This is a genomic window from Xanthomonas sp. NCPPB 3570, assembly GCF_056725115.1.
In genome coordinates, this window is the sequence record NZ_CM161513.1 from 961,132 (window position 1) to 981,972 (window position 20,841).

Genomic DNA, 20,841 nt, shown 5'->3' on the forward strand with positions numbered 1-20,841 from the left:
GAATGACACAATGACTTCCCGTCTCGAAAAGATCTACAAGGAAGAAGTGGTACCGGCTCTGATGAAGAAGTTCGGTTACACCAATCCGATGGAAGTGCCGAAGCTGGTCAAGGTCACGCTGAACATGGGCGTGGGCGAGGCCGCGACGAACAAGAAGATCCTGGAAAACGCCGTCGCCGACATGGCCAAGGTCTCCGGCCAGAAGCCGGTGGTGACCAAGTCGCGCATCTCGGTGGCTTCGTTCAAGATCCGCGATGGCTGGCCGATCGGCTGCAAGACCACGCTGCGTCGCGCCAAGATGTACGAGTTCCTGGACCGCCTGATCAACATCTCGCTGCCGCGCGTGCGCGACTTCCGTGGTGTCTCGGGGCGTTCGTTCGACGGCCGCGGCAACTTCAACATGGGCGTGAAGGAGCAGATCATCTTCCCGGAAATCGACTTCGACGCCGTCGACGCGATCCGCGGTATGGATATCGCCATCACCACCACCGCCAAGACCGACGCCGAAGCCAAGGCGCTGCTCGAAGCGTTCAAGTTCCCGTTCCGTAACTGATTGACAGCCGGGATTCGGGATTCGGGATTCGGGATGGAAGGGCGCTGCGCCCTTCACATCCCGGATTCTGGAAATCTCCAATCCCCACTCTCGAATCCCGAGGATTTACAGATGGCAAAGACCTCCATGGTCAACCGCGACATCAAGCGCAAGAAGCTGGCGAAGAAGTTCGCCGACAAGCGTGATGCGCTGAAGAAGATCATCGCCTCCGGCACCGCCTCGTACGACGAGAAGGCCGAGGCCGTGACCAAGCTGCAGAAGCTGCCGCGCGATTCGTCGCCGAGCCGCCAGCGCACCCGTTGCGAACTGTCCGGCCGCCCGCGTGGCGTGTACGGCAAGTTCGGCCTGGGCCGCAACATGCTGCGCAAGGCGACCATGAACGGCGACGTTCCGGGCCTGCGCAAGGCCAGCTGGTAATTCCAGCGGCACCGGTCCCGTCCGCGGGGCCGGGCAGGGCGGTCCAGCCGCCCGCGTGTCGTTCAGACAACGAGTCCGACGCAAGTCGGACTTTTTGTCGTATACTCCCGCTCCTTGCCTCGCGGCAGGGACGGGTATGGCAGCCGCCGCGGGTTCCTCCGGCGGTTGCGCGCTTCACCCCCTGCGTCATTCCACCGCTCCACCACAAGATTTTCGCGAAAGCGGATATCGGTGCACTCAAAGGTAGACACCATGAGCATGACTGATCCCATCGCCGACCTGCTGGTCCGCATCAAGAATGCGGCCGCGGTTGGCAAGCCGACGGTGAAGATGCCGTCCTCCAAGATCAAGGTTGCGATCGCGGAAGTGCTGAAGGCCGAAGGCTACATCAGCGATCTGCGCGTCAACGCGATCGAGAACAACAAGTCCGAACTGGAAATCGTGCTGAAGTATTTCGAGGGCCGTCCGGTCATTGATACGCTCAAGCGCGTTTCGCGTTCGGGTCTGCGCCAGTATCGCGGCAAGACCGAGCTGCCGAAGGTTCTCGGCGGTCTGGGCGTTGCCATCATTTCCACGTCCAAGGGCATCATGACCGATGCGCAGGCCCGTCAGGCCGGCGTCGGTGGCGAAGTCCTGTGCTTCGTGGCCTAAGGGAAGGAGCACTCACATGTCCCGCGTAGCCAAGAAGCCGATCTCCCTCCCGAAGGGCGTCGAACTCACCGTCCAGGCCGATCAGGTCAGCGTCAAGGGCCCGAAGGGCACCCTGTCGCTGCCGAAGCCGGCCGGCGTCGAAATCAAGCAGGAAAACGGTGTCGCCACGCTGTCGGCGAACGATCCGTCGCACATCGCCATCACCGGCACCGTTCGCGCCATCCTGGCGAACATGGTGCAGGGCGTGTCCGCGGGCTTTGAGCGCAAGCTCGAGCTGGTGGGCGTCGGCTACCGTGCCACGATGCAGGGCAAGGATCTGAGCCTGGCGCTCGGTTTCTCGCACCCCATCGTGTTCAGCGCGCCGGAGGGCATCACCCTGGCCGCTCCGACCCAGACCGAGATCCTGGTGCAGGGCGCCGACAAGCAGCGCGTCGGTGAAGTCGCCGCCAAGATCCGCGGTTTCCGTCCGCCGGAGCCCTACAAGGGCAAGGGTGTGAAGTACGCCGGTGAAGCCATCATTCGCAAGGAAGCCAAGAAGGCCTAAGGCAGGTCCTTCTGCGAGGAGCCCGGCCATTCATGGCCGGACTCTTCAATGCAAAAGCCTGTTCCCCTTCAGCTTTCCTAGGACACATACCATGAGCATCAACAAGAACATCGCCCGCCTGCGTCGCGCCAAGTCGACCCGCGCCCACATCCGCGAGCTCGGCGTCGCCCGCCTGTCGGTGCTGCGCACCGGCCAGCACCTGTACGCGCAGGTCTTCACCGCCGACGGCTCCAAGGTCCTCGCCGCGGCAAACACCCTGCAGGCCGACGTCAAAGACGGCCTGAAGAACGGCAAGAACAGCGACGCCGCCGCCAAGGTCGGCAAGCTGATCGCCGAGCGCGCCAAGGCCGCGGGCGTCGAGAAGGTCGCCTTCGACCGCTCGGGCTACCGCTACCACGGCCGCATCAAGGCGCTGGCCGACGCCGCGCGCGAAGGCGGCCTGCAGTTCTGATCCTTGCGGGCACGGCGACGCCGCGTCCGTCCCGCCGATGCGGGCTGCATCGGACCTTGGCGCGCCTTCTGCGCGCGTCCGGGGAACACGGCTCCAGACCACAACCACAAGCGGCAACGAAGCCGTAAATCTTTTCCTCTATCAAGGACATCACAATGGCTGAAGAACAGCGTGCACCGCGGGGTCGTGATCGCGACCGCAACCGCGAAGAGAAAGTCGACGACGGCATGATCGAGAAGCTGGTCGCGGTCAACCGCGTCAGCAAGACGGTCAAGGGCGGTCGCCAGTTCACCTTCACCGCGCTGACCGTGGTCGGCGACGGCAACGGCAAGATCGGCTTCGGCTACGGCAAGGCGCGCGAAGTGCCGGTCGCGATCCAGAAGTCGATGGAGTATGCGCGCAAGGGCATGCTCAACATCGATCTGAACAACGGCACCCTGTGGCACCCGGTGAAGTCCGGCCACGGCGCGGCGCGCGTGTTCATGATGCCGGCCTCGGAAGGTACCGGCGTGATCGCCGGCGGCGCGATGCGCGCCGTGCTGGAAGCGGTGGGCGTGAAGAACGTGCTGGCCAAGGCCGTCGGTTCGCGCAACCCGATCAACCTGGTGCGCGCCACCCTGCGCGGCCTGGAAGACATGCAGTCGCCGGCCCGCATCGCGGCCAAGCGCGGCAAGAAGGTGGAGGATCTGACCCATGGCTAATGAATCCACCAAGACCGTCAAGGTGCGCCTGGTGCGCGGCCTGCGTGGTACCCAGTCGCGTCACCGCCTGTCGGTGCGTGCCCTGGGCCTGAACAAGCTCAACGATGTGCGCGAACTGAAGGACAGCCCGCAAGTGCGCGGCCTGATCAACAAGGTTCAGTACCTCGTCCAGGTTGAGGAGTAATCGACCATGACTTTGCATCTGAATGATCTGAAGCCCGCGCCGGGCGCGCGCACCGAGCGCACCCGCGTCGGTCGCGGCATCGGCTCCGGCCTGGGCAAGACCGCCGGCCGCGGCCACAAGGGTTCGTTCGCGCGCAAGGGCGGCGGCAAGATCAAGGCCGGCTTCGAAGGCGGCCAGACCCCCATGCAGCGCCGTCTGCCGAAGATCGGCTTCCGTTCGAAGATGGCCAAGGACACCGCCGAAGTGCTGTCCTACCAGCTCGACAACCTGCCGGCCGGCGAGATCGATTTCGCCGCGCTGCGCGCCGCGAAGCTGGTCCCGAGCACCGCGAAGAAGGCCAAGGTGGTCCTGAAGGGCGAACTGACCAAGAAGTTCGTGCTGAAGGGCGTTGCCGCGACCGCCGGTGCCAAGGCGGCAATCGAAGCTGCCGGCGGCAGCGTGCAGGAGTAACACGCAGATGGCGCAGGCTGGCATGGGGAATCTCGGCGGCGGGCTCGGCAAGTTCACGGAACTTCGCCAGCGCCTGTTGTTCGTCATCGGCGCATTGATCGTCTACCGCATCGGCTGCTACGTGCCGGTGCCGGGCGTCAATCCCGAAGCCATGCTTGCGCTGATGCAGGCGCAGGGCGGCGGCATCGTGGACATGTTCAACATGTTCTCGGGCGGCGCCCTGCACCGTTTCAGCATCTTCGCGCTGAACGTGATGCCGTACATCTCGGCATCGATCGTGATCCAGCTGGCCACGCACATCTTCCCGTCGCTGAAGGCGATGCAGAAGGAAGGCGAGTCGGGCCGGCGCAAGATCACCCAGTATTCGCGCATCGGCGCGGTGCTGCTGGCGGTGGTGCAGGGCGGCAGTATTGCCCTGGCGCTGCAGAACCAGACCGCACCGGGCGGCGCGCCGGTGGTGTACGCCCCCGGCATGGGCTTCGTGCTCACCGCGGTGATCGCGTTGACCGCCGGCACCATCTTCCTGATGTGGGTCGGCGAGCAGGTGACCGAGCGCGGCATCGGCAACGGCGTCTCGCTGATCATCTTCGCCGGCATCGTCGCCGGCCTGCCGGCGGCGGCGATCCAGACCGTGGAGGCCTTCCGCGACGGCAACATGAGCTTCATCGCCCTGCTGCTGATCGTGCTGACCATCCTCGCCTTCACCCTGTTCGTGGTGTTCGTCGAGCGCGGGCAACGGCGGATCACGGTGAACTACGCGCGCCGCCAGGGCGGCCGCAACGCGTACATGAACCAGACCTCGTTCCTGCCGCTGAAGCTCAACATGGCCGGCGTGATCCCGCCGATCTTCGCCTCCAGCATCCTCGCCTTCCCGGCGACGCTGTCGATGTGGTCGGGCCAGGCCGCCTCCAACAGCACCTTCGGCAGCGTGCTGCAGCGCATCGCCAATGCGCTCGGCCCGGGCGAGCCGGTGCACATGATCGTGTTCGCTGCGCTGATCATCGGCTTCGCGTTCTTCTACACCGCGCTGGTGTTCAACTCGCAGGAAACCGCGGACAACCTGAAGAAGTCCGGCGCGCTGATTCCGGGCATCCGTCCGGGCAAGGCCACTGCCGATTACGTGGACGGCGTGCTGACCCGCCTGACCGCGGCCGGTTCGGTGTACCTAGTGATCGTGTGCCTGCTGCCGGAAGTGATGCGTGCCCAGCTTGGCACCTCGTTCCACTTCGGCGGCACCTCGCTGCTGATCGCGGTTGTGGTGGTGATGGACTTCATCGCGCAGATCCAGGCGCACCTGATGTCGCACCAGTACGAAAGCCTGTTGAAGAAGGCCAACCTCAAGGGCGGCTCGCGCGGCGGCGGTTTTGCCCGCGGTTGATTGCTATACTGTTTGAATCCTTCCGCGAAGACGCCCCGGTTCCCGGGCGCAGTCTTCCGACTTGAAGGGCGGCCCGTGCAGCGGTCTCGTGCGCGGGTGAGACGTGGTGGTCCTGCGCTGGAGTAGCGCGGGCGGCAGGGCGGAGGTTTCTCCCTGTCAACGACGTCCGGCGCCGGAGCATGGGCACACTCCCCATGCCGGGCTTGCGGAACCTTGCGGTTCCGCGGGCTTCCATGTAACCCGAGACCTTGCTAGACTTACAAGTTCACTTTTTGATCCATCCTGCCGGATGGCGCCGTGGTGCGCCGTCGGGCCATCACTCAGTTGGAGAACCGCGTCATGGCGCGTATTGCAGGCGTCAACCTGCCAGCCCAGAAGCACGTCTGGGTCGGGTTGCAAAGCATCTACGGCATCGGCCGTACCCGTTCGAAGAAGGTCTGCGAAGCCGCAGGCGTGACCTCGACCACCAAGATCCGCGACCTGTCCGAGCCGGAAATCGAGCGCCTGCGTCTCGAAGTCGGCAAGTACATCGTCGAAGGCGACCTGCGTCGCGAAATCGGCATCGCCATCAAGCGACTGATGGACCTGGGCTGCTACCGCGGCCTGCGTCACCGTCGTGGCCTGCCCCTGCGCGGTCAGCGCACCCGTACCAACGCCCGCACCCGCAAGGGTCCGCGCAAGGCGATCAAGAAGTAAGGGACCGACATGGCTAAGCCCGCAGCAGCAAAGACCAAGAAGAAGATCAAGCGCGTCGTCACCGACGGTGTCGCCCACGTCCACGCTTCGTTCAACAACACCATCGTGACCATCACCGACCGTCAGGGCAATGCGTTGTCCTGGGCGACCTCCGGTGGCGCCGGTTTCCGCGGTTCGCGCAAGTCCACGCCGTTCGCGGCGCAGGTGGCCGCCGAGAAGGCCGGGCGCGCTGCGCTCGACTACGGCGTGAAGTCGCTGGAAGTGCGCATCAAGGGCCCGGGTCCGGGTCGCGAGTCCGCCGTCCGTTCGTTGAACAACGTCGGATACAAGATCACCAACATCATCGACGTGACGCCGATCCCGCACAACGGGTGCCGTCCGCCGAAGAAGCGTCGCGTCTAAAGGAGCGATAAGAAATGGCTCGTTATATCGGTCCTACCTGTAAGCTCGCGCGCCGCGAAGGCGCCGATCTTTCCCTCAAGAGCCCGGCGCGTGCGCTGGACTCCAAGTGCAAGCTGGAGCAGAAGCCCGGCCAGCACGGCGCGACCGCCCGCAAGGGCAAGCTGTCCGACTACGCCACCCAGCTGCGCGAAAAGCAGAAGGTCAAGCGTATCTACGGCCTGCTGGAGCGTCAGTTCCGCAACTACTACAAGAAGGCCTCGACCAAGAAGGGCAACACCGGCGAGAACCTGCTGCAGCTGCTGGAAACCCGGCTGGACAACGTCGTCTACCGCATGGGCTTCGCCGTCACCCGTCCGGCCGCGCGCCAGCTGGTGTCGCACCGTGGCGTGCTGGTCAACGGCAAGTCGGTGAACCTGGCCTCGTACCAGGTCAAGGCCGGCGACGCGATCGCCCTGTCGGAAAAGGCGCAGAAGCAGCTTCGCGTGCAGGAAGCGCTGACCGTTGCCGAAACGCATGACCTGAACCCGTCGTGGGTCGAGGTCGATTCGAAGAAGTTCAGCGGCATCTTCAAGGCCGTGCCGGACCGTGCGGACCTGCCTGCCGACATCAACGAAGCGCTGATCGTCGAGTTGTATTCGAAGTAATCACATCGGAGAGCCTCCGGTCCACGGAGGCTCGTCAGGAGAACCCGCAACATGACGGTTACCGCCAACCAGGTTCTGCGCCCGCGTGGGCCGCAGATCGAACGCCTTACCGACAACCGCGCCAAGGTCGTGATCGAGCCCTTGGAGCGCGGGTATGGGCATACGCTGGGCAACGCCCTGCGTCGCGTGCTGCTGTCCTCGATTCCCGGCTTCGCGATCACCGAAGTCGAGATCGACGGCGTGCTGCACGAGTACACCACGGTCGAAGGGCTGCAGGAGGACGTGCTGGAAGTCCTGCTGAACCTCAAGGACGTGGCCATCCGCATGCATACCGGTGACAGCGCCACGCTGTCGCTGTCCAAGCAGGGTCCGGGCACGGTCACTGCCGCCGACATCAAGACCGACCACAACGTCGAGATCCTCAACAACGACCACGTGATCTGCCACCTGACCAAGGACACGGCGATCAACATGCGTCTGAAGATCGAGCGTGGCTTCGGCTACCAGCCGGCCGCTGCGCGTCGCCGTCCGGACGAAGAGACCCGCACCATCGGTCGCCTGGTTCTGGACGCCTCGTTCTCGCCGGTGCGCCGCGTCGCCTACGCAGTCGAGTCGGCCCGCGTCGAGCAGCGTACCGACCTGGACAAGCTGGTCCTGGACATCGAAACCAACGGCACGATCGATGCCGAGGAAGCCGTGCGCACTGCCGCCGACATCCTCAGCGACCAGCTGTCGGTGTTCGGCGACTTCACCCATCGCGACCGTGGCGCGGCCAAGCCGGCCAGCAACGGCGTGGATCCGGTGCTGCTGCGTCCGATCGACGATCTGGAACTGACCGTGCGTTCGGCCAACTGCCTGAAGGCCGAGAGCATCTACTACATCGGCGATCTGATCCAGAAGACCGAAGTCGAGCTGCTCAAGACCCCGAACCTGGGCAAGAAGTCGCTCACCGAGATCAAGGAAGTGCTGGCCCAGCGTGGCCTGTCGCTTGGCATGAAGCTGGAGAACTGGCCGCCGGCCGGCGTCGCCCAGCACGGCATGCTCGGCTGAGTTTTGCGCATCCGGCCGGTGCCGCAAGGCATCGGCCGCGTGTCGTTCGCTTCATCCGCATCACCACGTCGACGGGTCGCCAAGCCCGCGGCGTCGCCCGGTCAGGGACGGCCGGCACGGACCATCCGCAGTCCACATTCAACGCCAGGACGGCGACAGCGATCTCCAACAGTCCCACTCTTCCATAGGAATTCCAACTCATGCGTCACCAGAAATCCGGCCGCAAGTTCAGCCGCACCAGCGCCCACCGCGAAGCGATGTTCAAGAACATGGCGGCGTCGCTGATCAAGCACGAGCTGATCAAGACCACCCTGCCGAAGGCCAAGGAACTGCGCCGCGTCGCCGAGCCGCTGATCACCCTGGCCAAGGTCGACAACGTCGCCAACCGCCGCCTGGCGTTCGCGCGCCTGCGCGACAAGGAAGCGGTGGGCACCCTGTTCACCACGCTGGGCCCGCGCTACCAGGCGCGCCCGGGTGGCTACCTGCGCATCCTCAAGTGCGGCTTCCGCGCCGGCGACAATGCGCCGATGGCCTACGTCGAGCTGGTCGACCGCCCGGCCGTGGCCGAGGAAGTGGCCGAGTAATCGGTCCGCCCCTGCAGCAGCAAGAAGCCCGGCATGTCCGGGCTTTTTTGTTTTGGGGCGGGGATTGGGGAGGCGGGATTGGGGATTGGTAGAGCACGCCCGCAGTGCGGGCGTGGGCGCGCAACAGCGCCATGACACATGGTGATGGGGCGCACGATCGCGGATAATGCGCGAATCGTCGATGCGAGTTCGAGTCCGATGAATCCGTTACGTTGGGGTTTCCGCGCGCAGTTCCTGCTCGGCTTTCTGATCTGCGCCGGCTTGCTGGGCTATGCGATCTTCGTGCAGCTGCAGCTGGGCATCGAGCCGTGCCCGCTGTGCATCTTCCAGCGCATCGCCTTCGCCGCGCTGGGCGTGCTGTTCCTGCTCGGTGCCCTGCATGGGCCGCGCAGTGCCGGCGGGCGCAAGATCTACGGCGTCCTGGCGTTCCTGGCCGCGCTCGTGGGCGCCGGCATCTCCACCAAGCACGTCTCGGTGCAGCTGTTCCCGGATCCGATGGCGTCCTGCGGCCCGCCGCTGAGCTTCCTGCGCGAGACCATGGGGCCGTTCGAGGTGCTGCGCCGGGTGCTGACCGGTACCGGCGACTGCGGCAACATCGACTGGCGTTTCCTTGGCCTGTCGATGCCGATGTGGTGCCTGATCTGCTTCTTGCTGCTGGCCGTGTTCGCGCTCTATGCCGGGTTCAAGAGCCGGCGGCGCACGCTGATCTGAGCGTGCCCCTGGCTGCGCGCTGATCGCTCGGCCTGGCCGCCTCTGGCGGCGCCGCTGGGCCGTCGCTTTGGCAACCCCCGGCGCCGCCCGCGCCTGCCGCCGCGCAGCCACGTTCTCCAAACGGTCCGGCCGCCGGCTCCACCGCTGATCGCGCGATGCGGCCTGCGTCAGCGCGGAGCGCTGGCCGGTGCAGGCGCGCTTGCGGGCTGCGCCATGACCTGAGCGAGAAATGCTGCCACTGGTTCGGCCCACACCGATGGATCGGCCTGGGCGAAGGTCTTGTGGCCGTCGTCGCCGAATGGCGGTAGATCGACGAAGGTTACCGGCGGCGTCGAGCCGGCCCGGTAGGCGGCATACATGCGGTGCGCCAGTTCGCGTCGGAAGAAGTGATCGTTCTCGGCGTACAGCCACAACTGCGGCAGCGTGTTGGCCGCACCCAGAGTCTTCTCCGCCTCGATCAGGCGGTCCTCGCCGGCGCAGATGACCTCCTTGCCGTTGCTGCCGCGCCCGCCGGCGAAGCTGATGACGCCGCGCACGCCCGGTGGCGGCGCATCGGCCAGCGCCACCGCGCCGAGGCCGCCGGCGGACTGGCCGACCACGACGATGCGCTGCGGATCCACGTCGGGAAGACGCGCGGCGGCGTCGACGATCGCCGCCTCGGCCGCCGCGATCCTGTGCCCGGCGACGACGAAATCGACGTCGTGGCAGTTGCCTGCGCCTTCCAGGTAGCTGCCGCTGGAGCTGCCGTAGCCGGGCCGCAGCGCCAGCACCACCATGTAGCCGCGGGCGACGAACCAGCGCGCGGCGCGGGCGAAGCCGAGGCGGGTGTCGGCGAGCTTGCGCTTGTCCGCCGGCGTGCCGTGGTGGATGACGATCAGCGGGAACGGACCGTGGCCCGTGGGGCGATACACGCGCGCGGCGAGATCGTAGTCGACGCCTTTCACGACCACCGGCATCCGGAAGTCCGTAACGCGTTCGGCATGCACCGGCAATGGCGCAGCGCAGGCGAGAAGGGTGGCCGCGAAGGCAGCGAACAGGTGCTTGCGCATGTGCGAAACCTGCCTGGGGCGTGGCGACGCGTCGTGGCGGTTCGTGTGCGATCGGCGTGCCGTGTGGCGCTGCCTCCGCTGGGCGATCCCACGGCCACGACGCGGCGCGCGGCTTCGCTGTCCTGCTGGACGTGCCTTGGTCGGGTGGTCCGGAGGCATCTTACCCGGCGATTGGCGGCGGCCCCTCGACCGGCCGGGAGCCGCTTCCAGGCGGTCGCTGCGCCTGCATCAGTCCGCCACAACCACCGTCGTCCACTGTGTTGCGCCCTGCGGCACGTCGATCGACATGCCGCAGGCCGCCGTCAGGCACTTGCTCAGAAATCCTGCTGCAGGCTCAGGTAGACGCCGCGGCGCGGCGCCCACTGCGGCGCGAATACGCCGATGCCGCCGCCGTCGCGCAACTGGTAGTGGCGGTCGAGCACGTTGAGCACCGCCAGCTGCGCGTGCAGCGGGTGGCTGCTGGCCAGGGCGAAGTCGTGGCCGGCGCTGAGGTTGAGCTGGAAATACGCCGGCAGCTCGCCGCCGTTGGGCACGCCGTCGGCGTCGGTACGCAGGCCGCTGCCGAACAGGTAGTCGGCGCCGATGCGGCTGTCCTCGGCCAGGGCGTAGTTGATGCCGCCGGAGGAGGTCAGCTTCTGGTCGTGGTCCAGGTGGATCCAGTGGTCGTTGGCGTAGGCCAGCGCATCCGGGTCGAAGTTGTACAGGCTGGTCATCACCTGCTTGCCCATGGCCTTGCTGTAGGCCGCGTTGAAGTAGGCGTTGATCGGGCCGTTGCTGTAGTCGGCGCTGAACTCGGCGCCGCGGATGCGGCCGTAGCGGTAGTTGAAGGTGGAGTAGACGTAGGCGGCGCCGAACTGGCCTTCGTCCTGCAGGCGGTCGGCCTTGCGGTAGTAGGTGTCCAGGCCCAGGGTCAGGTGGTCGCCGACCATCTGCGAGATGCCCAGGTCGTAGTAGTCGCTGCGCTCGCTCAGCGGCTTGGTCGAGGCGCCGTTCGGCGACTGCTGGTTGGTGGTGCCGTCGTACAGGGCGATGTCGCTGGTGGAGATCAGCTCGGTGGCCGGCGGGGTGAAGTAGCGCGCATAGCCGGCGTGCAGGGTGGTGCTGTCGCTGGCGTGCCAGACCACGCCCAGGCGCGGGCTGAGCTGGCCCTCGGTGGTGCCGAAGGCCTTGTAGCGGTCGCCACGCACGCCGTAGTTGATGGTCCAGGCGTCGCTCGGCTGCCATTCGTCCTGCAGGTAGACCGCGTAGGTGCTGGCGTGGAAGCGGCTGCTGTCGGGAATGAACAGCGGCACGTCGCTGCTCTGGCTGCCGTCGTCGTTCGCCGGGAACACATAGGCGTTGTTGCTGGCATTGGCGTGTTCGAAGTTGCCGTACACGCCGTAGCGCAGGGTGTGGGTGCTGCCCCACGGCGTGGAGAAGTCGGCCTGCAGGGTGCTGGCGCGGTTGGCGCGCTGCACCTGCGAGGCGATGCCGTTGAAGATCAGGTCGCCGGCGATGTCCGGGGAGAAGGCGACGCTGCTGTAGCGCTGGCCGGCCGACAGCTGGTAGCTGGTGTCGCCGAGCGCGCCCTGCAGCACCAGGGTGCCGAAGCGGGTGTTCTCGCGCTGGTTCTCGTCGAGCTGGGAGGAATCGAAGGTACTGGTGCCCTGGTAGGTGAACGCCGGCGTCTGCCCCGGGTTGTTGGGGATCTGGAAGCGGTTGTTGGCGTAGCCGACCAGCAGGCTGAGCCGGGTGTTCTCGTTCAGCAGGTAGCTGAGGTCGGCGAATCCCTTGCCCTGGTGGGTCTTGTCGTGGATCGGGTTGTCGCTGTCGGTCGGGTTCTCCATGCCGATGCGGTTCTGCAGGTAGTTGCCGCTGGCGAACCAGCTGAAGCGGCCGTCGCTGCCCCACCACGAGGCGTTGGGGTTGAGCGTGCCGTAGGAGCCGGCGGTGATGCCGACGCTGCCGCCGTTGCCCAGTTCCACCCCGTTCTTGGTGGTGATGTCGACCACTGCCGCGGTGCGGTCGCCGAACTGCGCCGGCAACGCGCCATCGAGCAGACGGATGTTCTTGATCGTGCGCGGGTCCAGGGTCTGGCCGAAGCCGGAGATCGACTCGGGGATCATCACGCCGTTGATGCGGTACTGCAGGTTGGCGTGGTCGCCGCGCACGTGCACGCCGCCGTAGGAGTCCTGGACCACGCCCGGCGCCTGCAGCAGCACCTGGTTGAGCGGGGTGGAGGCGCCCAGCGGCAGGCGCGCGATGTCCTCGGCGCTGATCGCGTACTGGCTGCTGCCGATGTCCGGCGACAGCGCGTTGCGCGCGGCTTCCAGCTTGGCGGTGACGGTAACCGGGTCGAGATCGACGGTCGGTTCGGCGGCAGCGGTGCTGTCGGTGGCGTCCGCGGCGAAGACGAGGCCGGGGGCGAGCAGCAGGACCAGGGCGATGGCGGAGGAGAGGGGGCGAGGTGTCATGGCGAGGCGAACCGAAGGGGAAGGAATTGTTACTTAATAACAGTGTGCTTTCGCAAAAACGCCGGCGTAGGCCGGAAGTCATGGTGGCGTCGCGGTGTTGCTTGCCGTTCATGTCGCGGCGCTGCCAGCGTGACCGGGGTGCGGCGCTATGCGGCGCGCCCCGGCTCTGCGAACATCGCACACTGCCAAGGAGTCCTTTCATGAATCTGTCCGCCGCCGCCGTGTCCCCCTCCTCCTCGCCGTCCTGGTCACCTGCCAGTTGGCGTGAGCGGCCGGCGCTGCAGATGCCGGTGTATCCGGACCCGCAGGCGCTGGAGGCCGCGCTGGCGGAACTGCGGCACTTGCCGCCGCTGGTCACGTCCTGGGAGATCTTCGCGCTGAAGAAGCAGCTGGCCGAGGCGCAGGAGGGCAAGCGCTTCCTGCTGCAGGGCGGCGATTGCGCGGAGAACTTCAACGATTGCGAATCCGGCACCATTTCCAACCGGCTCAAGGTGCTGCTGCAGATGAGCCTGGTGCTGGTGCACGGCCTGCGCCTGCCGGTGGTGCGGGTCGGCCGCTATGCCGGGCAGTACGCCAAGCCGCGCTCGGCCGATACCGAGACCCGCGACGGCGTGACCTTGCCCAGCTACCGCGGCGACGTGGTCAACGGCCCGGAGTTCACCGCGCAGGCGCGGGTGCCGGATCCGCGACGCATGATCACCGCGCACTCGCGTTCGGCGATGACCATGAACTTCGTGCGTGCGCTGATCGACGGCGGCTTCGCCGACCTGCACCATCCCGAGTACTGGAACCTGAGCTGGGTCGGCTATTCGCCGCTGGCCGAGGACTACCAGAAGATGGTGGCCTCGATCGGCGATGCGGTGCGCTTCATGGAGACCCTGTCCGGCGCGCAGCTGTACAACCTCAACCGCGTCGATTTCTACACCTCGCACGAGGCCTTGCTGCTGCCCTACGAGGAAGCACTGACCCGCGAGGTGCCGCGGCAGTGGGGCTGGTTCAACCTCAGCACGCACTATCCGTGGATCGGCATGCGCACGGCGGCGCTGGACGGTGCGCACGTGGAGTACTTCCGCGGCATCCGCAATCCGATCGCGATCAAGGTCGGGCCGTCGGCGCAGCCGGACCAGTTGCTGCGCCTGATCGACGTGCTCAATCCGGAAGACGAACCGGGCCGGCTGACCTTCATCCACCGCATGGGCGCGGCGCAGATCGCCGAGAAGCTTCCGCCGCTGCTGGACGCGGTAAAGCGCGACGGCCGGCGCGTGCTGTGGGTGTGCGATGCGATGCACGGCAACACCGAGAGCACCAGCAACGGCTACAAGACCCGGCGCTACCAGAACGTCCTGGGCGAGGTGGAGCAGTCGTTCGACATCCACGCCGCGGCCGGGACCCGGCTGGGCGGCGTGCATCTAGAGCTGACCGGCGAGGACGTCACCGAGTGCACGGGCGGCGCGCGCGAGCTGACCGAGCGCGACTTGGAGCGCGCCTACCGTTCCAGCGTCGATCCGCGGCTGAACTACGAGCAGTCGCTGGAGATCGCGATGGCGATCGTGCGCAAGCAGAACGGGCGTACCGTCGCCACGCCGCTGGCGTAATCGGTTGATGTCATGCGCCGGCGCGCAGCGTGCGCGTCGGCGCTGGCGCTGGTCGCAGCCTACGCGGGCCATTCCGGCTGCACGCACGGCGCGTGGCAGCGTCTCGCGGCCGTTGGCAACCCATTTCGGAAGTAGGCGCATGCGCGACACCGCCCGCTGTGGCCGTCGCCTGACGCCGCCTCGTGCGCGCTCGACATCGCGCTAATCCCCGCACTGCCAGACTGTCGCGACTCCTCCCCCCGACAAAGGAGCGCATCTTGCCCCTCGATCTTCATTGGGTGCCCTGGCGTGCCTATACGCTGCCGATCGGCGCCGCACTGATTCTCGGTTTCCTGGCCTGGTGGCTGCTGCTGCGCATCGCCCAGCGCATGCGCGGCCGCGACTACCGGCGTGCGCGCATCGTGCGCGTGATCAGCGTGCCGGTGGCGTTCCTGCTGCCGATGCTGATGCTCAGCTTCGCGCTCGAATCCACGCCGCTGGACGAGAAGGCGTTGACCGACCTGCAGCACCTGCTGCACATCGGCATGATCGGTTGCGTGACCTGGTTGCTGGTGCGCGGCGTGGCGGCGCTGGAAACGGCGATCCTGCGCAGCCATCCGATCGAGGTGGCGGACAACCTCACCGCGCGCCGCGTGCAGACCCAGACCCGGGTGCTGGCACGGGTGGCGATGGGCACGATCATCCTGGTCGGCACCTCGATCGTGCTGCTGACCTTCCCGGCGGTGCGGCAGATCGGCACCACCCTGCTGGCCTCGGCCGGCATCATCGGCCTGGTCGCCGGTATCGCCGCCAAGCCGGTGTTCGGCAACCTGATCGCCGGCCTGCAGATCGCGTTGACCCAGCCGATCCGGCTCGACGACGTGGTCATCGTCGAAGGCGAGTGGGGCCGCATCGAGGAGATCGGCAGCTCCTACGTGGTGGTGCGGATCTGGGACGAGCGGCGCATGGTGGTGCCGCTGACCTGGTTCATCGAGAACCCGTTCCAGAACTGGACGCGCAACAGCGCCGACCTGCTCGGCACCGCATTCCTGTGGCTGGACTACCGCACGCCGATCGCACAGGTGCGCGCCGAACTGGAGCGCATCTGCAAGAGCGAACCGCTCTGGGACGGCCGGGTCTGCGTGACCCAGGTGACCGATACCAGCGAGCGCACGATCCAGGTGCGCCTGCTGGTCAGCGCACGCAACTCCGGCGATGCCTTCGACCTGCGCTGCATCGTGCGCGAGCGCATGCTGGATTTCCTGGTGCGCGAGCATGCCTACGCCTTGCCGCTGCTGCGCGCGGAAGTGGCGCCGGAGCCGGTGCGGCTATCGCATCCGCCGGTGCGCGCCAGCGATTCGGAGGCGATGCGTTCGCCGGGTGCCGAGGATGGGGCGGGAGGAGCAGTGCCGTCTCCCGTGTAGCGCGGCGCCGCATGAGGCGCCGCGCCAGCGTCACGACTGGGTGCGAGGCCCGGCGGGTGGCCGGGCGACCCGACGTTGTCAGTTAGGCTGCACTTCCCAGAGCTGGTTGACGTTACCCAGGCATTCCCACATCTGCGCGATGGCGCCATTGCGCGCGCCGCCAGCGGAGTCGTCCAGGCATTTGCCGTTCAGATCGCTGCGGATTTCGCCACGGATCCGCCACGCCTGCGCACTCGTGCCGGTGCAGGCGGCCATGCGCACGACGGTGCCATTCTGGGCGAGATTCACCGCTTCCAGGCAGTTGCCGCCATAGCCGACGATCGACCCGTTCTTGCCAAGCTGCCAGACCTGGTTCTTGGTGCCGGTGCAGTCCCATATCTGCACCGGTGTCCCGGTGGCCACGCCGAATTCCGCCACGTCCAGGCAGCGTCCGGTCGAGACCCGGATTTCGCCGGTTGCGGGAATGTACGACCAGCGCTGGTTGGCGCCGCCGAGGTTGTCCCAGAGCTGCATCCGCGCGCCGTTGCCCGATCCGGCGGCCACCACGTCCAATACCTTGCCGCCGGTGGCGATGAGCGAGGCATTGGTGAAGTGCCAGCCCTGGTTCTCCGTGTTCAGCGATTGATAGAGCTGGAGCGGCGCACCGTTGGCGCGGCTCACGCCGCTGATGTCGAGGACCTTGTCGGTGCCTTCGCCGCGCAGGCTGCGGCTGCCGCGCTGGAACGACCACTTCTGCTGGCGGAACCCGTTGCAGCTCCAGACCTGGACGGGGGAGGCGTTGTCGGTCGCCCCACCCGCGACATCGAGGCATTTGCCGGAGGGGCCCATGACCTGGCCGGGCGAACTGGAATCGTCCAGCGGCACCACGGTCTGTCGATATTGCACGACGTTCGGCACCGTGGTGAGGAAGGCGCGGGCGTTGTCGGCCTGGTCCTGCACACCGCAGGGTTGCCCGTTGCAGGTGGTGATCGACGGCGACGAGTACACCAGGATCTCGCTTTGCCCGTTGATCGCGTAGGCCATCGTGGTGTGGAAGCTGCCCACGTCGCTGCGATGGCCGAAATTGAAGCCCGGTTCCTGGCCGGTTTCGTGCTGGTGGCCGGAGCCGAGCAGGTGGCCGAACTCATGGGCGAGGGTGCCGCGGGTGCAGTAGTAGCCGCCGTCCACCCCGTCGGAGATCACCGCGTAGCCCCAGCGCGAATCGGTGCCGCCGGATTGCCAGGCGACACCGCAACTCTGCTGGGCGCCATTGAAGCGCCGCACCAGGCCGACCATGTCGGCGCCGAGGCGATCGCGCGCATCGTGCAGCGGCACCAGCGCCGTGGCGGTAGCCTGGCCGACGCCGGTGAGTTCGTTGAGGGTGCCGTCGTTCAGCGTGTTGTCCGGGTAGTCGACCTGCACGGTCCCGACCAGCCGGTAGCGCACATTGATGTTGGCGTTGGCGAAGGACAGGTTCGCCGTCTCCACCAGATTGGTGAGCACCGTGTCGATCGCCGTGATGCCCCCGCGATAGTCGCGATAGCCGGGCGTGTAGCCGAGCAGCACGTCGATCGTGTTGGTCGAGGTGCTGCCGGCCTGCGCGTTGACCTGCGCCAGGCTGCTGTACCCGGCGATATAGCCCTGCGCAGTGTCGCCCGCGGGCAGTTGGATGACCGCATCGGCGAGCTTCCGCCCATCGGTGCGGCTGCCGGCGGAATGCAGGTCGGCGCTGACGGCCGCCATGATGTAGGGCTTGCCTCCGATCGTGGTGAGTTGGTAGGTCATGCCATCGATGGTGCCCAGCGATCCGAACACCGCGTCCTTGCCGAAGCTGATGACCGCTTCATTGCCCACCGGTTGGCCGTCCACCCGCCCGACCCAGGTCCAGATGCCGCCCTTGGCGTCGCGCCTGCTCAGATAGCTGATTTGCAGGGTCTTTCCGTCGGGCGTCGGCAACGTCATCGTGCCGTCGACGCTGGCCTTGATGGCATGCGCCTCGCTGACGGTGATCGGGTACAGGGCGAACGCGCCGTCGTGTCCGGTCGGGGTGCGGCTGGTATAGCGGATCAGGGCACCGCTGTCTTTCGCATCGAACAGGGCGGCGTGCTGTACGGCGGCCGCAGCCATGGCGGGCGTGCCTGCAGCCAGGGCCGTCAGCTGCTGCCTTGCCCCGTTGGACCCCGCGGTGCCCTTGTCGCCGACCGCACTGCCGCAGGCGCTCAAGCCCGCGCACAACAGTGCCGCCACACTCCACCCCATCGCTTCTGCGAACCGCATTGGAATCCCCCTGTGCCAGTTTCCGCCATCGGCCGGCTGGCCGTCATGGCACGCGTTCCGGACGCGCCCAAACTACGCCAAAACAGCATCGGCAAGTGCGGTCGATTCTGTAGACGAATGAACGCTTTAGCGCAGTGGGAATCGCATTGCGTGAAATGCGTCCATGCGCAGCGTGATGGGCATTAGGGAATCGTGGCGGCCGGCCTGGTGCCAGGCAACATCCAGGCGTTGGGCCAGATCAGGGTAGCGATGCGCTGTGTCGAGCGACACGCTGCGGTAGCGGCGTCCCGTCTCTTGCATCGGGCAATGCGGCTCAGGCCGGAGGATGCCGCCGGCGCCGCACCAGGTCGCGGGCGAGGATGCCGACCACGGCGAGGTTGATCGCCAGTACTGCCCATGACGCCCAGCCGGGGTGGCGCACGATCGCGTAGACGTCGAAGGGCAGGTAGATGGCCGCGGAGACGCAGCCCAGCAGCGAGGCCCAGGCCTTGGCGCGCCACAGGCCCCAGGCCTCGATGAGGTGCAGCACGCCGTAGGCGAGCATGCCGGCGGCGGCCAGGTGCACCGCGCCGGGGCTGATCATGGTCAGCAGCGAGGGCAGGGCGCCGTGGTCCGGGTCCAGGCTGAAGCGCACGATCAGCCGGTCCACCCCCGCGCGCAGCGGGGCCGGACCCATCAGTTCCAGCCCCGTGGCCGCCAGCACCGCGAGCAGGCCCTTGCCGGCCTCCAGCAGTGCGATCAGGTGCAGGCCCGGATGCGCATGCGGATCCGGGTTGTACGCCTTGTCGGCGGCCATGGGCGTGCGCTGCCGCTCAGCCCGCGCGGCCGGCGCGCTTGCGCTCGTTTTCGGTCAGGTGCTTCTTGCGCAAGCGGATCTCCTTCGGGGTGACTTCGACCAGTTCGTCGTCCTCGATGAAGTCCAGCGCCTGCTCCAGCGTGTACTTGATGGCCGGGGTCAGCTTGATCGCATCGTCCTTGCCCGAGGCACGCATGTTGGTCAGCGGCTTGGTCTTGATCGCGTTGACGGTCAGGTCGTTGTCCTTGGAGTGGATGCCGACCAGCTGCCCTTCATACACGTTGTCGCCTTCGGCGGCAAACAGGCGGCCGCGCTCTTCCAGCGGGCCCAGCGCGTAGGCGGGGGTGGCGCCCGGCGCGTTGGCGATCATCACGCCGTTCTGGCGCTTGGCGATGGCGCCCTGTTCCTTCGGGCCGTAGTGGTCGAACACGTGGAACAGCAGGCCCGAACCCTGGGTCAGGGTGCGGAACTCGTTCTGGAAGCCGATCAGGCCACGCGCCGGGATCATGTAGTCCAGGCGCACGCGGCCCTTGCCGTCCGGTTCCATGTTCTTGAGCTGGCCCTTGCGGATGCCCAGCTTCTCCATGACGCCGCCCTGGTGCTGCTCCTCGATGTCCACCACCAGCTGCTCGACCGGCTCCATCAGCTGCCCGTCGATCTCCTTGATGATGACTTCCGGGCGCGACACGGCCAGTTCGAAGCCTTCGCGGCGCATGTTCTCGATCAGCACCGACAGGTGCAGTTCGCCGCGGCCGGAGACCAGGAACTTGTCGGCGTCTTCCAGCTGCTGCACCTTCAGCGCCACGTTGTGCACGGTCTCGCGCTCCAGCCGGTCCTTGAGCTGGCGGCTGGTCAGGAACTTGCCGCCGGACAGGTCCTTGTTGCCGGCGAACGGCGAGTTGTTAACCTGGAAGGTCATCGAGATGGTCGGCTCGTCCACGGTCAGCGGCGGCAGCGCCTCGGGGGCTTCCAGCGCGCACACGGTGTCGGAGATGGTCAGCTCCTGGATGCCGGAGATGGCGACGATGTCGCCAGCCTGCGCGCTGTCCTGCTCGATGCGCTCCAGGCCCAGGAAGCCCAGCACCTGCAGCACCTTGCCCTGGCGCTTCTTGCCTTCGCGGTCGATCACCGCCACCGGCATGTTCTTCTTCAGCACGCCGCGCTGGATGCGGCCGATGCCGATCACGCCGACGAAGTTGTTGTAGTCCAGCTGGCTGATGCGCATCTGGAACGGGCCGTCCGGATCCACGTCCGGCTTCGGCGCGTGCTGCATGATCGCTTCGTACAGCGGGGTCATGTCGCCGTCGCGCACGCTGTCGTCCAGCGAGGCGTAGCCGTTCAGCGCCGAGGTGTAGACGATCGGGAAGTCGAGCTGCTCGTTGGTGGCGCCGAGCTTGTCGAACAGGTCGAACACCTGGTCGATCACCCAGTCCGGACGCGCGCCGGGGCGGTCGATCTTGTTGACCACCACGATCGGCTTGAAGCCCATCGCGAACGCCTTCTGGGTCACGAAGCGGGTCTGCGGCATCGGGCCGTCCATCGCGTCGACCAGGATCAGCACGGTGTCCACCATCGACAGCACGCGCTCCACCTCGCCGCCGAAGTCGGCGTGTCCGGGGGTGTCGACGATGTTGATGCGGTTGCCCTGCCAGGTGATGGCGGTGTTCTTGGCCAGGATGGTGATGCCGCGTTCCTTTTCCTGGTCGTTGCTGTCCATCACGCGCTCGGCCAGCACCGTGCGCTCGGACAGGGTGCCGGACTGCTTCAGCAGGCAGTCGACGAGGGTGGTCTTGCCGTGGTCGACGTGGGCGACGATGGCGATATTGCGAAGATTTTCGATGGACATGCGAAAGGGGGCCAGCCGGCGCCAGGA

Annotated in this window: 22 protein-coding genes; 17 read left to right on the forward strand and 5 right to left on the reverse strand. The window is 66.7% G+C overall.

What is annotated here, in order from left to right:
* Nucleotides 1-10 precede the first annotated feature (10 nt).
* The 15 genes from rplE to AC1PLR_RS04315 all read left to right on the forward strand — a co-directional run bounded on the left by rplE (nucleotide 11) and on the right by AC1PLR_RS04315 (nucleotide 9,416).
* A complete protein-coding gene (rplE, locus tag AC1PLR_RS04245; protein ID WP_010341606.1) occupies nucleotides 11-553 on the forward strand; it encodes a 50S ribosomal protein L5 in 543 nt (180 codons plus the stop codon).
* A 111-nt stretch (nucleotides 554-664) separates the two neighbouring features.
* On the forward strand, nucleotides 665-970 hold the full coding sequence (gene rpsN, locus AC1PLR_RS04250) for a 30S ribosomal protein S14 (RefSeq protein ID WP_010341607.1): 306 nt from the start codon (nucleotides 665-667) through the stop codon (nucleotides 968-970).
* 252 nt (nucleotides 971-1,222) lie between these two features.
* Entirely contained in the window at nucleotides 1,223-1,621 is a 399-nt protein-coding gene (rpsH, locus tag AC1PLR_RS04255) for a 30S ribosomal protein S8 (protein ID WP_010340446.1), read from the forward strand.
* 16 nt (nucleotides 1,622-1,637) lie between these two features.
* Entirely contained in the window at nucleotides 1,638-2,165 is a 528-nt protein-coding gene (gene rplF, locus AC1PLR_RS04260) for a 50S ribosomal protein L6 (protein ID WP_017908703.1), read from the forward strand.
* Nucleotides 2,166-2,256: 91 nt separating this feature from the next.
* On the forward strand, nucleotides 2,257-2,616 hold the full coding sequence (gene rplR, locus AC1PLR_RS04265) for a 50S ribosomal protein L18 (protein WP_010340448.1): 360 nt from the start codon (nucleotides 2,257-2,259) through the stop codon (nucleotides 2,614-2,616).
* A gap of 155 nt (nucleotides 2,617-2,771) precedes the next feature.
* Nucleotides 2,772-3,317, forward strand: a complete 546-nt coding sequence (gene rpsE / locus AC1PLR_RS04270; RefSeq protein ID WP_010340449.1) for a 30S ribosomal protein S5 — start codon at nucleotides 2,772-2,774, stop codon at nucleotides 3,315-3,317.
* A complete protein-coding gene (gene rpmD, locus AC1PLR_RS04275) occupies nucleotides 3,310-3,501 on the forward strand; it encodes a 50S ribosomal protein L30 (RefSeq protein ID WP_010340450.1) in 192 nt (63 codons plus the stop codon). Before rpsE ends, rpmD begins: the two co-directional genes overlap by 8 nt.
* 6 nt (nucleotides 3,502-3,507) lie before the next feature.
* Nucleotides 3,508-3,951 carry a 50S ribosomal protein L15 gene (gene rplO, locus AC1PLR_RS04280; protein WP_010340451.1) on the forward strand — a complete coding sequence of 148 codons (444 nt, stop codon included), beginning with the start codon at nucleotides 3,508-3,510 and terminating at the stop codon, nucleotides 3,949-3,951.
* Nucleotides 3,952-3,958: 7 nt separating this feature from the next.
* Nucleotides 3,959-5,329, forward strand: coding sequence for a preprotein translocase subunit SecY (secY, locus tag AC1PLR_RS04285; RefSeq protein ID WP_010340452.1), 1,371 nt, complete (start codon nucleotides 3,959-3,961; stop codon nucleotides 5,327-5,329).
* A gap of 339 nt (nucleotides 5,330-5,668) precedes the next feature.
* On the forward strand, nucleotides 5,669-6,025 hold the full coding sequence (rpsM, locus tag AC1PLR_RS04290) for a 30S ribosomal protein S13 (RefSeq protein ID WP_010340453.1): 357 nt from the start codon (nucleotides 5,669-5,671) through the stop codon (nucleotides 6,023-6,025).
* A gap of 9 nt (nucleotides 6,026-6,034) precedes the next feature.
* Nucleotides 6,035-6,427: a 30S ribosomal protein S11 gene (rpsK, locus tag AC1PLR_RS04295; RefSeq protein WP_003470632.1), complete on the forward strand. Its 393-nt coding sequence runs from the start codon at nucleotides 6,035-6,037 to the stop codon at nucleotides 6,425-6,427.
* Nucleotides 6,428-6,441: 14 nt separating this feature from the next.
* Nucleotides 6,442-7,071, forward strand: coding sequence for a 30S ribosomal protein S4 (gene rpsD / locus AC1PLR_RS04300; protein ID WP_010340454.1), 630 nt, complete (start codon nucleotides 6,442-6,444; stop codon nucleotides 7,069-7,071).
* 51 nt (nucleotides 7,072-7,122) lie between these two features.
* On the forward strand, nucleotides 7,123-8,121 hold the full coding sequence (locus tag AC1PLR_RS04305; RefSeq protein WP_010340455.1) for a DNA-directed RNA polymerase subunit alpha: 999 nt from the start codon (nucleotides 7,123-7,125) through the stop codon (nucleotides 8,119-8,121).
* Nucleotides 8,122-8,321: 200 nt separating this feature from the next.
* Nucleotides 8,322-8,705: a 50S ribosomal protein L17 gene (gene rplQ, locus AC1PLR_RS04310; RefSeq protein WP_010340456.1), complete on the forward strand. Its 384-nt coding sequence runs from the start codon at nucleotides 8,322-8,324 to the stop codon at nucleotides 8,703-8,705.
* Between the two features lie 198 nt (nucleotides 8,706-8,903).
* Nucleotides 8,904-9,416, forward strand: a complete 513-nt coding sequence (locus AC1PLR_RS04315) for a disulfide bond formation protein B (protein ID WP_481102771.1) — start codon at nucleotides 8,904-8,906, stop codon at nucleotides 9,414-9,416.
* A 167-nt stretch (nucleotides 9,417-9,583) separates the two neighbouring features.
* Here AC1PLR_RS04315 and AC1PLR_RS04320 read toward each other — a convergent pair whose 3' ends face one another.
* Complete coding sequence (locus AC1PLR_RS04320) at nucleotides 9,584-10,465, reverse strand: alpha/beta hydrolase family protein (RefSeq protein ID WP_481102772.1); 882 nt, start codon at nucleotides 10,463-10,465, stop codon at nucleotides 9,584-9,586.
* 314 nt (nucleotides 10,466-10,779) lie between these two features.
* Entirely contained in the window at nucleotides 10,780-12,918 is a 2,139-nt protein-coding gene (locus AC1PLR_RS04325) for a TonB-dependent receptor (RefSeq protein ID WP_420008998.1), read from the reverse strand.
* A 200-nt stretch (nucleotides 12,919-13,118) separates the two neighbouring features.
* Here AC1PLR_RS04325 and AC1PLR_RS04330 point away from each other — a divergent pair, with 200 nt between their 5' ends.
* On the forward strand, nucleotides 13,119-14,513 hold the full coding sequence (locus AC1PLR_RS04330) for a class II 3-deoxy-7-phosphoheptulonate synthase (protein WP_481102773.1): 1,395 nt from the start codon (nucleotides 13,119-13,121) through the stop codon (nucleotides 14,511-14,513).
* Between the two features lie 257 nt (nucleotides 14,514-14,770).
* A complete protein-coding gene (locus tag AC1PLR_RS04335) occupies nucleotides 14,771-15,916 on the forward strand; it encodes a mechanosensitive ion channel family protein (protein WP_481102774.1) in 1,146 nt (381 codons plus the stop codon).
* A 78-nt stretch (nucleotides 15,917-15,994) separates the two neighbouring features.
* Here AC1PLR_RS04335 and AC1PLR_RS04340 read toward each other — a convergent pair whose 3' ends face one another.
* The 3 genes from AC1PLR_RS04340 to typA form a co-directional block, all read right to left on the reverse strand.
* Nucleotides 15,995-18,172 (reverse strand): ricin-type beta-trefoil lectin domain protein, encoded by a 2,178-nt coding sequence (locus AC1PLR_RS04340; RefSeq protein WP_481102775.1) that lies wholly within the window; start codon nucleotides 18,170-18,172, stop codon nucleotides 15,995-15,997.
* A 313-nt stretch (nucleotides 18,173-18,485) separates the two neighbouring features.
* Complete coding sequence (locus tag AC1PLR_RS04345; RefSeq protein WP_481102776.1) at nucleotides 18,486-18,968, reverse strand: DUF2127 domain-containing protein; 483 nt, start codon at nucleotides 18,966-18,968, stop codon at nucleotides 18,486-18,488.
* 16 nt (nucleotides 18,969-18,984) lie between these two features.
* Nucleotides 18,985-20,814, reverse strand: coding sequence for a translational GTPase TypA (gene typA, locus AC1PLR_RS04350; RefSeq protein ID WP_010340464.1), 1,830 nt, complete (start codon nucleotides 20,812-20,814; stop codon nucleotides 18,985-18,987).
* Nucleotides 20,815-20,841: the final 27 nt, after the last annotated feature.

Coding starts and splice junctions, on each gene's coding strand:
- rplE (WP_010341606.1), top strand. CDS start 11: ATGACTTCCCGTCTCGAAAAGATCTACAAGGAAGAAGTGGTACCGGCT.
- rpsH (WP_010340446.1), top strand. CDS start 1,223: ATGAGCATGACTGATCCCATCGCCGACCTGCTGGTCCGCATCAAGAAT.
- AC1PLR_RS04330 (WP_481102773.1), top strand. CDS start 13,119: ATGAATCTGTCCGCCGCCGCCGTGTCCCCCTCCTCCTCGCCGTCCTGG.
- AC1PLR_RS04320 (WP_481102772.1), bottom strand. CDS start 10,465: ATGCGCAAGCACCTGTTCGCTGCCTTCGCGGCCACCCTTCTCGCCTGC.
- rpsK (WP_003470632.1), top strand. CDS start 6,035: ATGGCTAAGCCCGCAGCAGCAAAGACCAAGAAGAAGATCAAGCGCGTC.
- rplR (WP_010340448.1), top strand. CDS start 2,257: ATGAGCATCAACAAGAACATCGCCCGCCTGCGTCGCGCCAAGTCGACC.
- rpmD (WP_010340450.1), top strand. CDS start 3,310: ATGGCTAATGAATCCACCAAGACCGTCAAGGTGCGCCTGGTGCGCGGC.
- AC1PLR_RS04340 (WP_481102775.1), bottom strand. CDS start 18,172: ATGCGGTTCGCAGAAGCGATGGGGTGGAGTGTGGCGGCACTGTTGTGC.
- rplF (WP_017908703.1), top strand. CDS start 1,638: ATGTCCCGCGTAGCCAAGAAGCCGATCTCCCTCCCGAAGGGCGTCGAA.
- AC1PLR_RS04315 (WP_481102771.1), top strand. CDS start 8,904: ATGAATCCGTTACGTTGGGGTTTCCGCGCGCAGTTCCTGCTCGGCTTT.
- rplO (WP_010340451.1), top strand. CDS start 3,508: ATGACTTTGCATCTGAATGATCTGAAGCCCGCGCCGGGCGCGCGCACC.
- AC1PLR_RS04325 (WP_420008998.1), bottom strand. CDS start 12,918: ATGACACCTCGCCCCCTCTCCTCCGCCATCGCCCTGGTCCTGCTGCTC.
- AC1PLR_RS04305 (WP_010340455.1), top strand. CDS start 7,123: ATGACGGTTACCGCCAACCAGGTTCTGCGCCCGCGTGGGCCGCAGATC.
- AC1PLR_RS04345 (WP_481102776.1), bottom strand. CDS start 18,968: ATGGCCGCCGACAAGGCGTACAACCCGGATCCGCATGCGCATCCGGGC.
- secY (WP_010340452.1), top strand. CDS start 3,959: ATGGCGCAGGCTGGCATGGGGAATCTCGGCGGCGGGCTCGGCAAGTTC.
- typA (WP_010340464.1), bottom strand. CDS start 20,814: ATGTCCATCGAAAATCTTCGCAATATCGCCATCGTCGCCCACGTCGAC.
- rpsE (WP_010340449.1), top strand. CDS start 2,772: ATGGCTGAAGAACAGCGTGCACCGCGGGGTCGTGATCGCGACCGCAAC.
- rpsM (WP_010340453.1), top strand. CDS start 5,669: ATGGCGCGTATTGCAGGCGTCAACCTGCCAGCCCAGAAGCACGTCTGG.
- rplQ (WP_010340456.1), top strand. CDS start 8,322: ATGCGTCACCAGAAATCCGGCCGCAAGTTCAGCCGCACCAGCGCCCAC.
- rpsN (WP_010341607.1), top strand. CDS start 665: ATGGCAAAGACCTCCATGGTCAACCGCGACATCAAGCGCAAGAAGCTG.
- rpsD (WP_010340454.1), top strand. CDS start 6,442: ATGGCTCGTTATATCGGTCCTACCTGTAAGCTCGCGCGCCGCGAAGGC.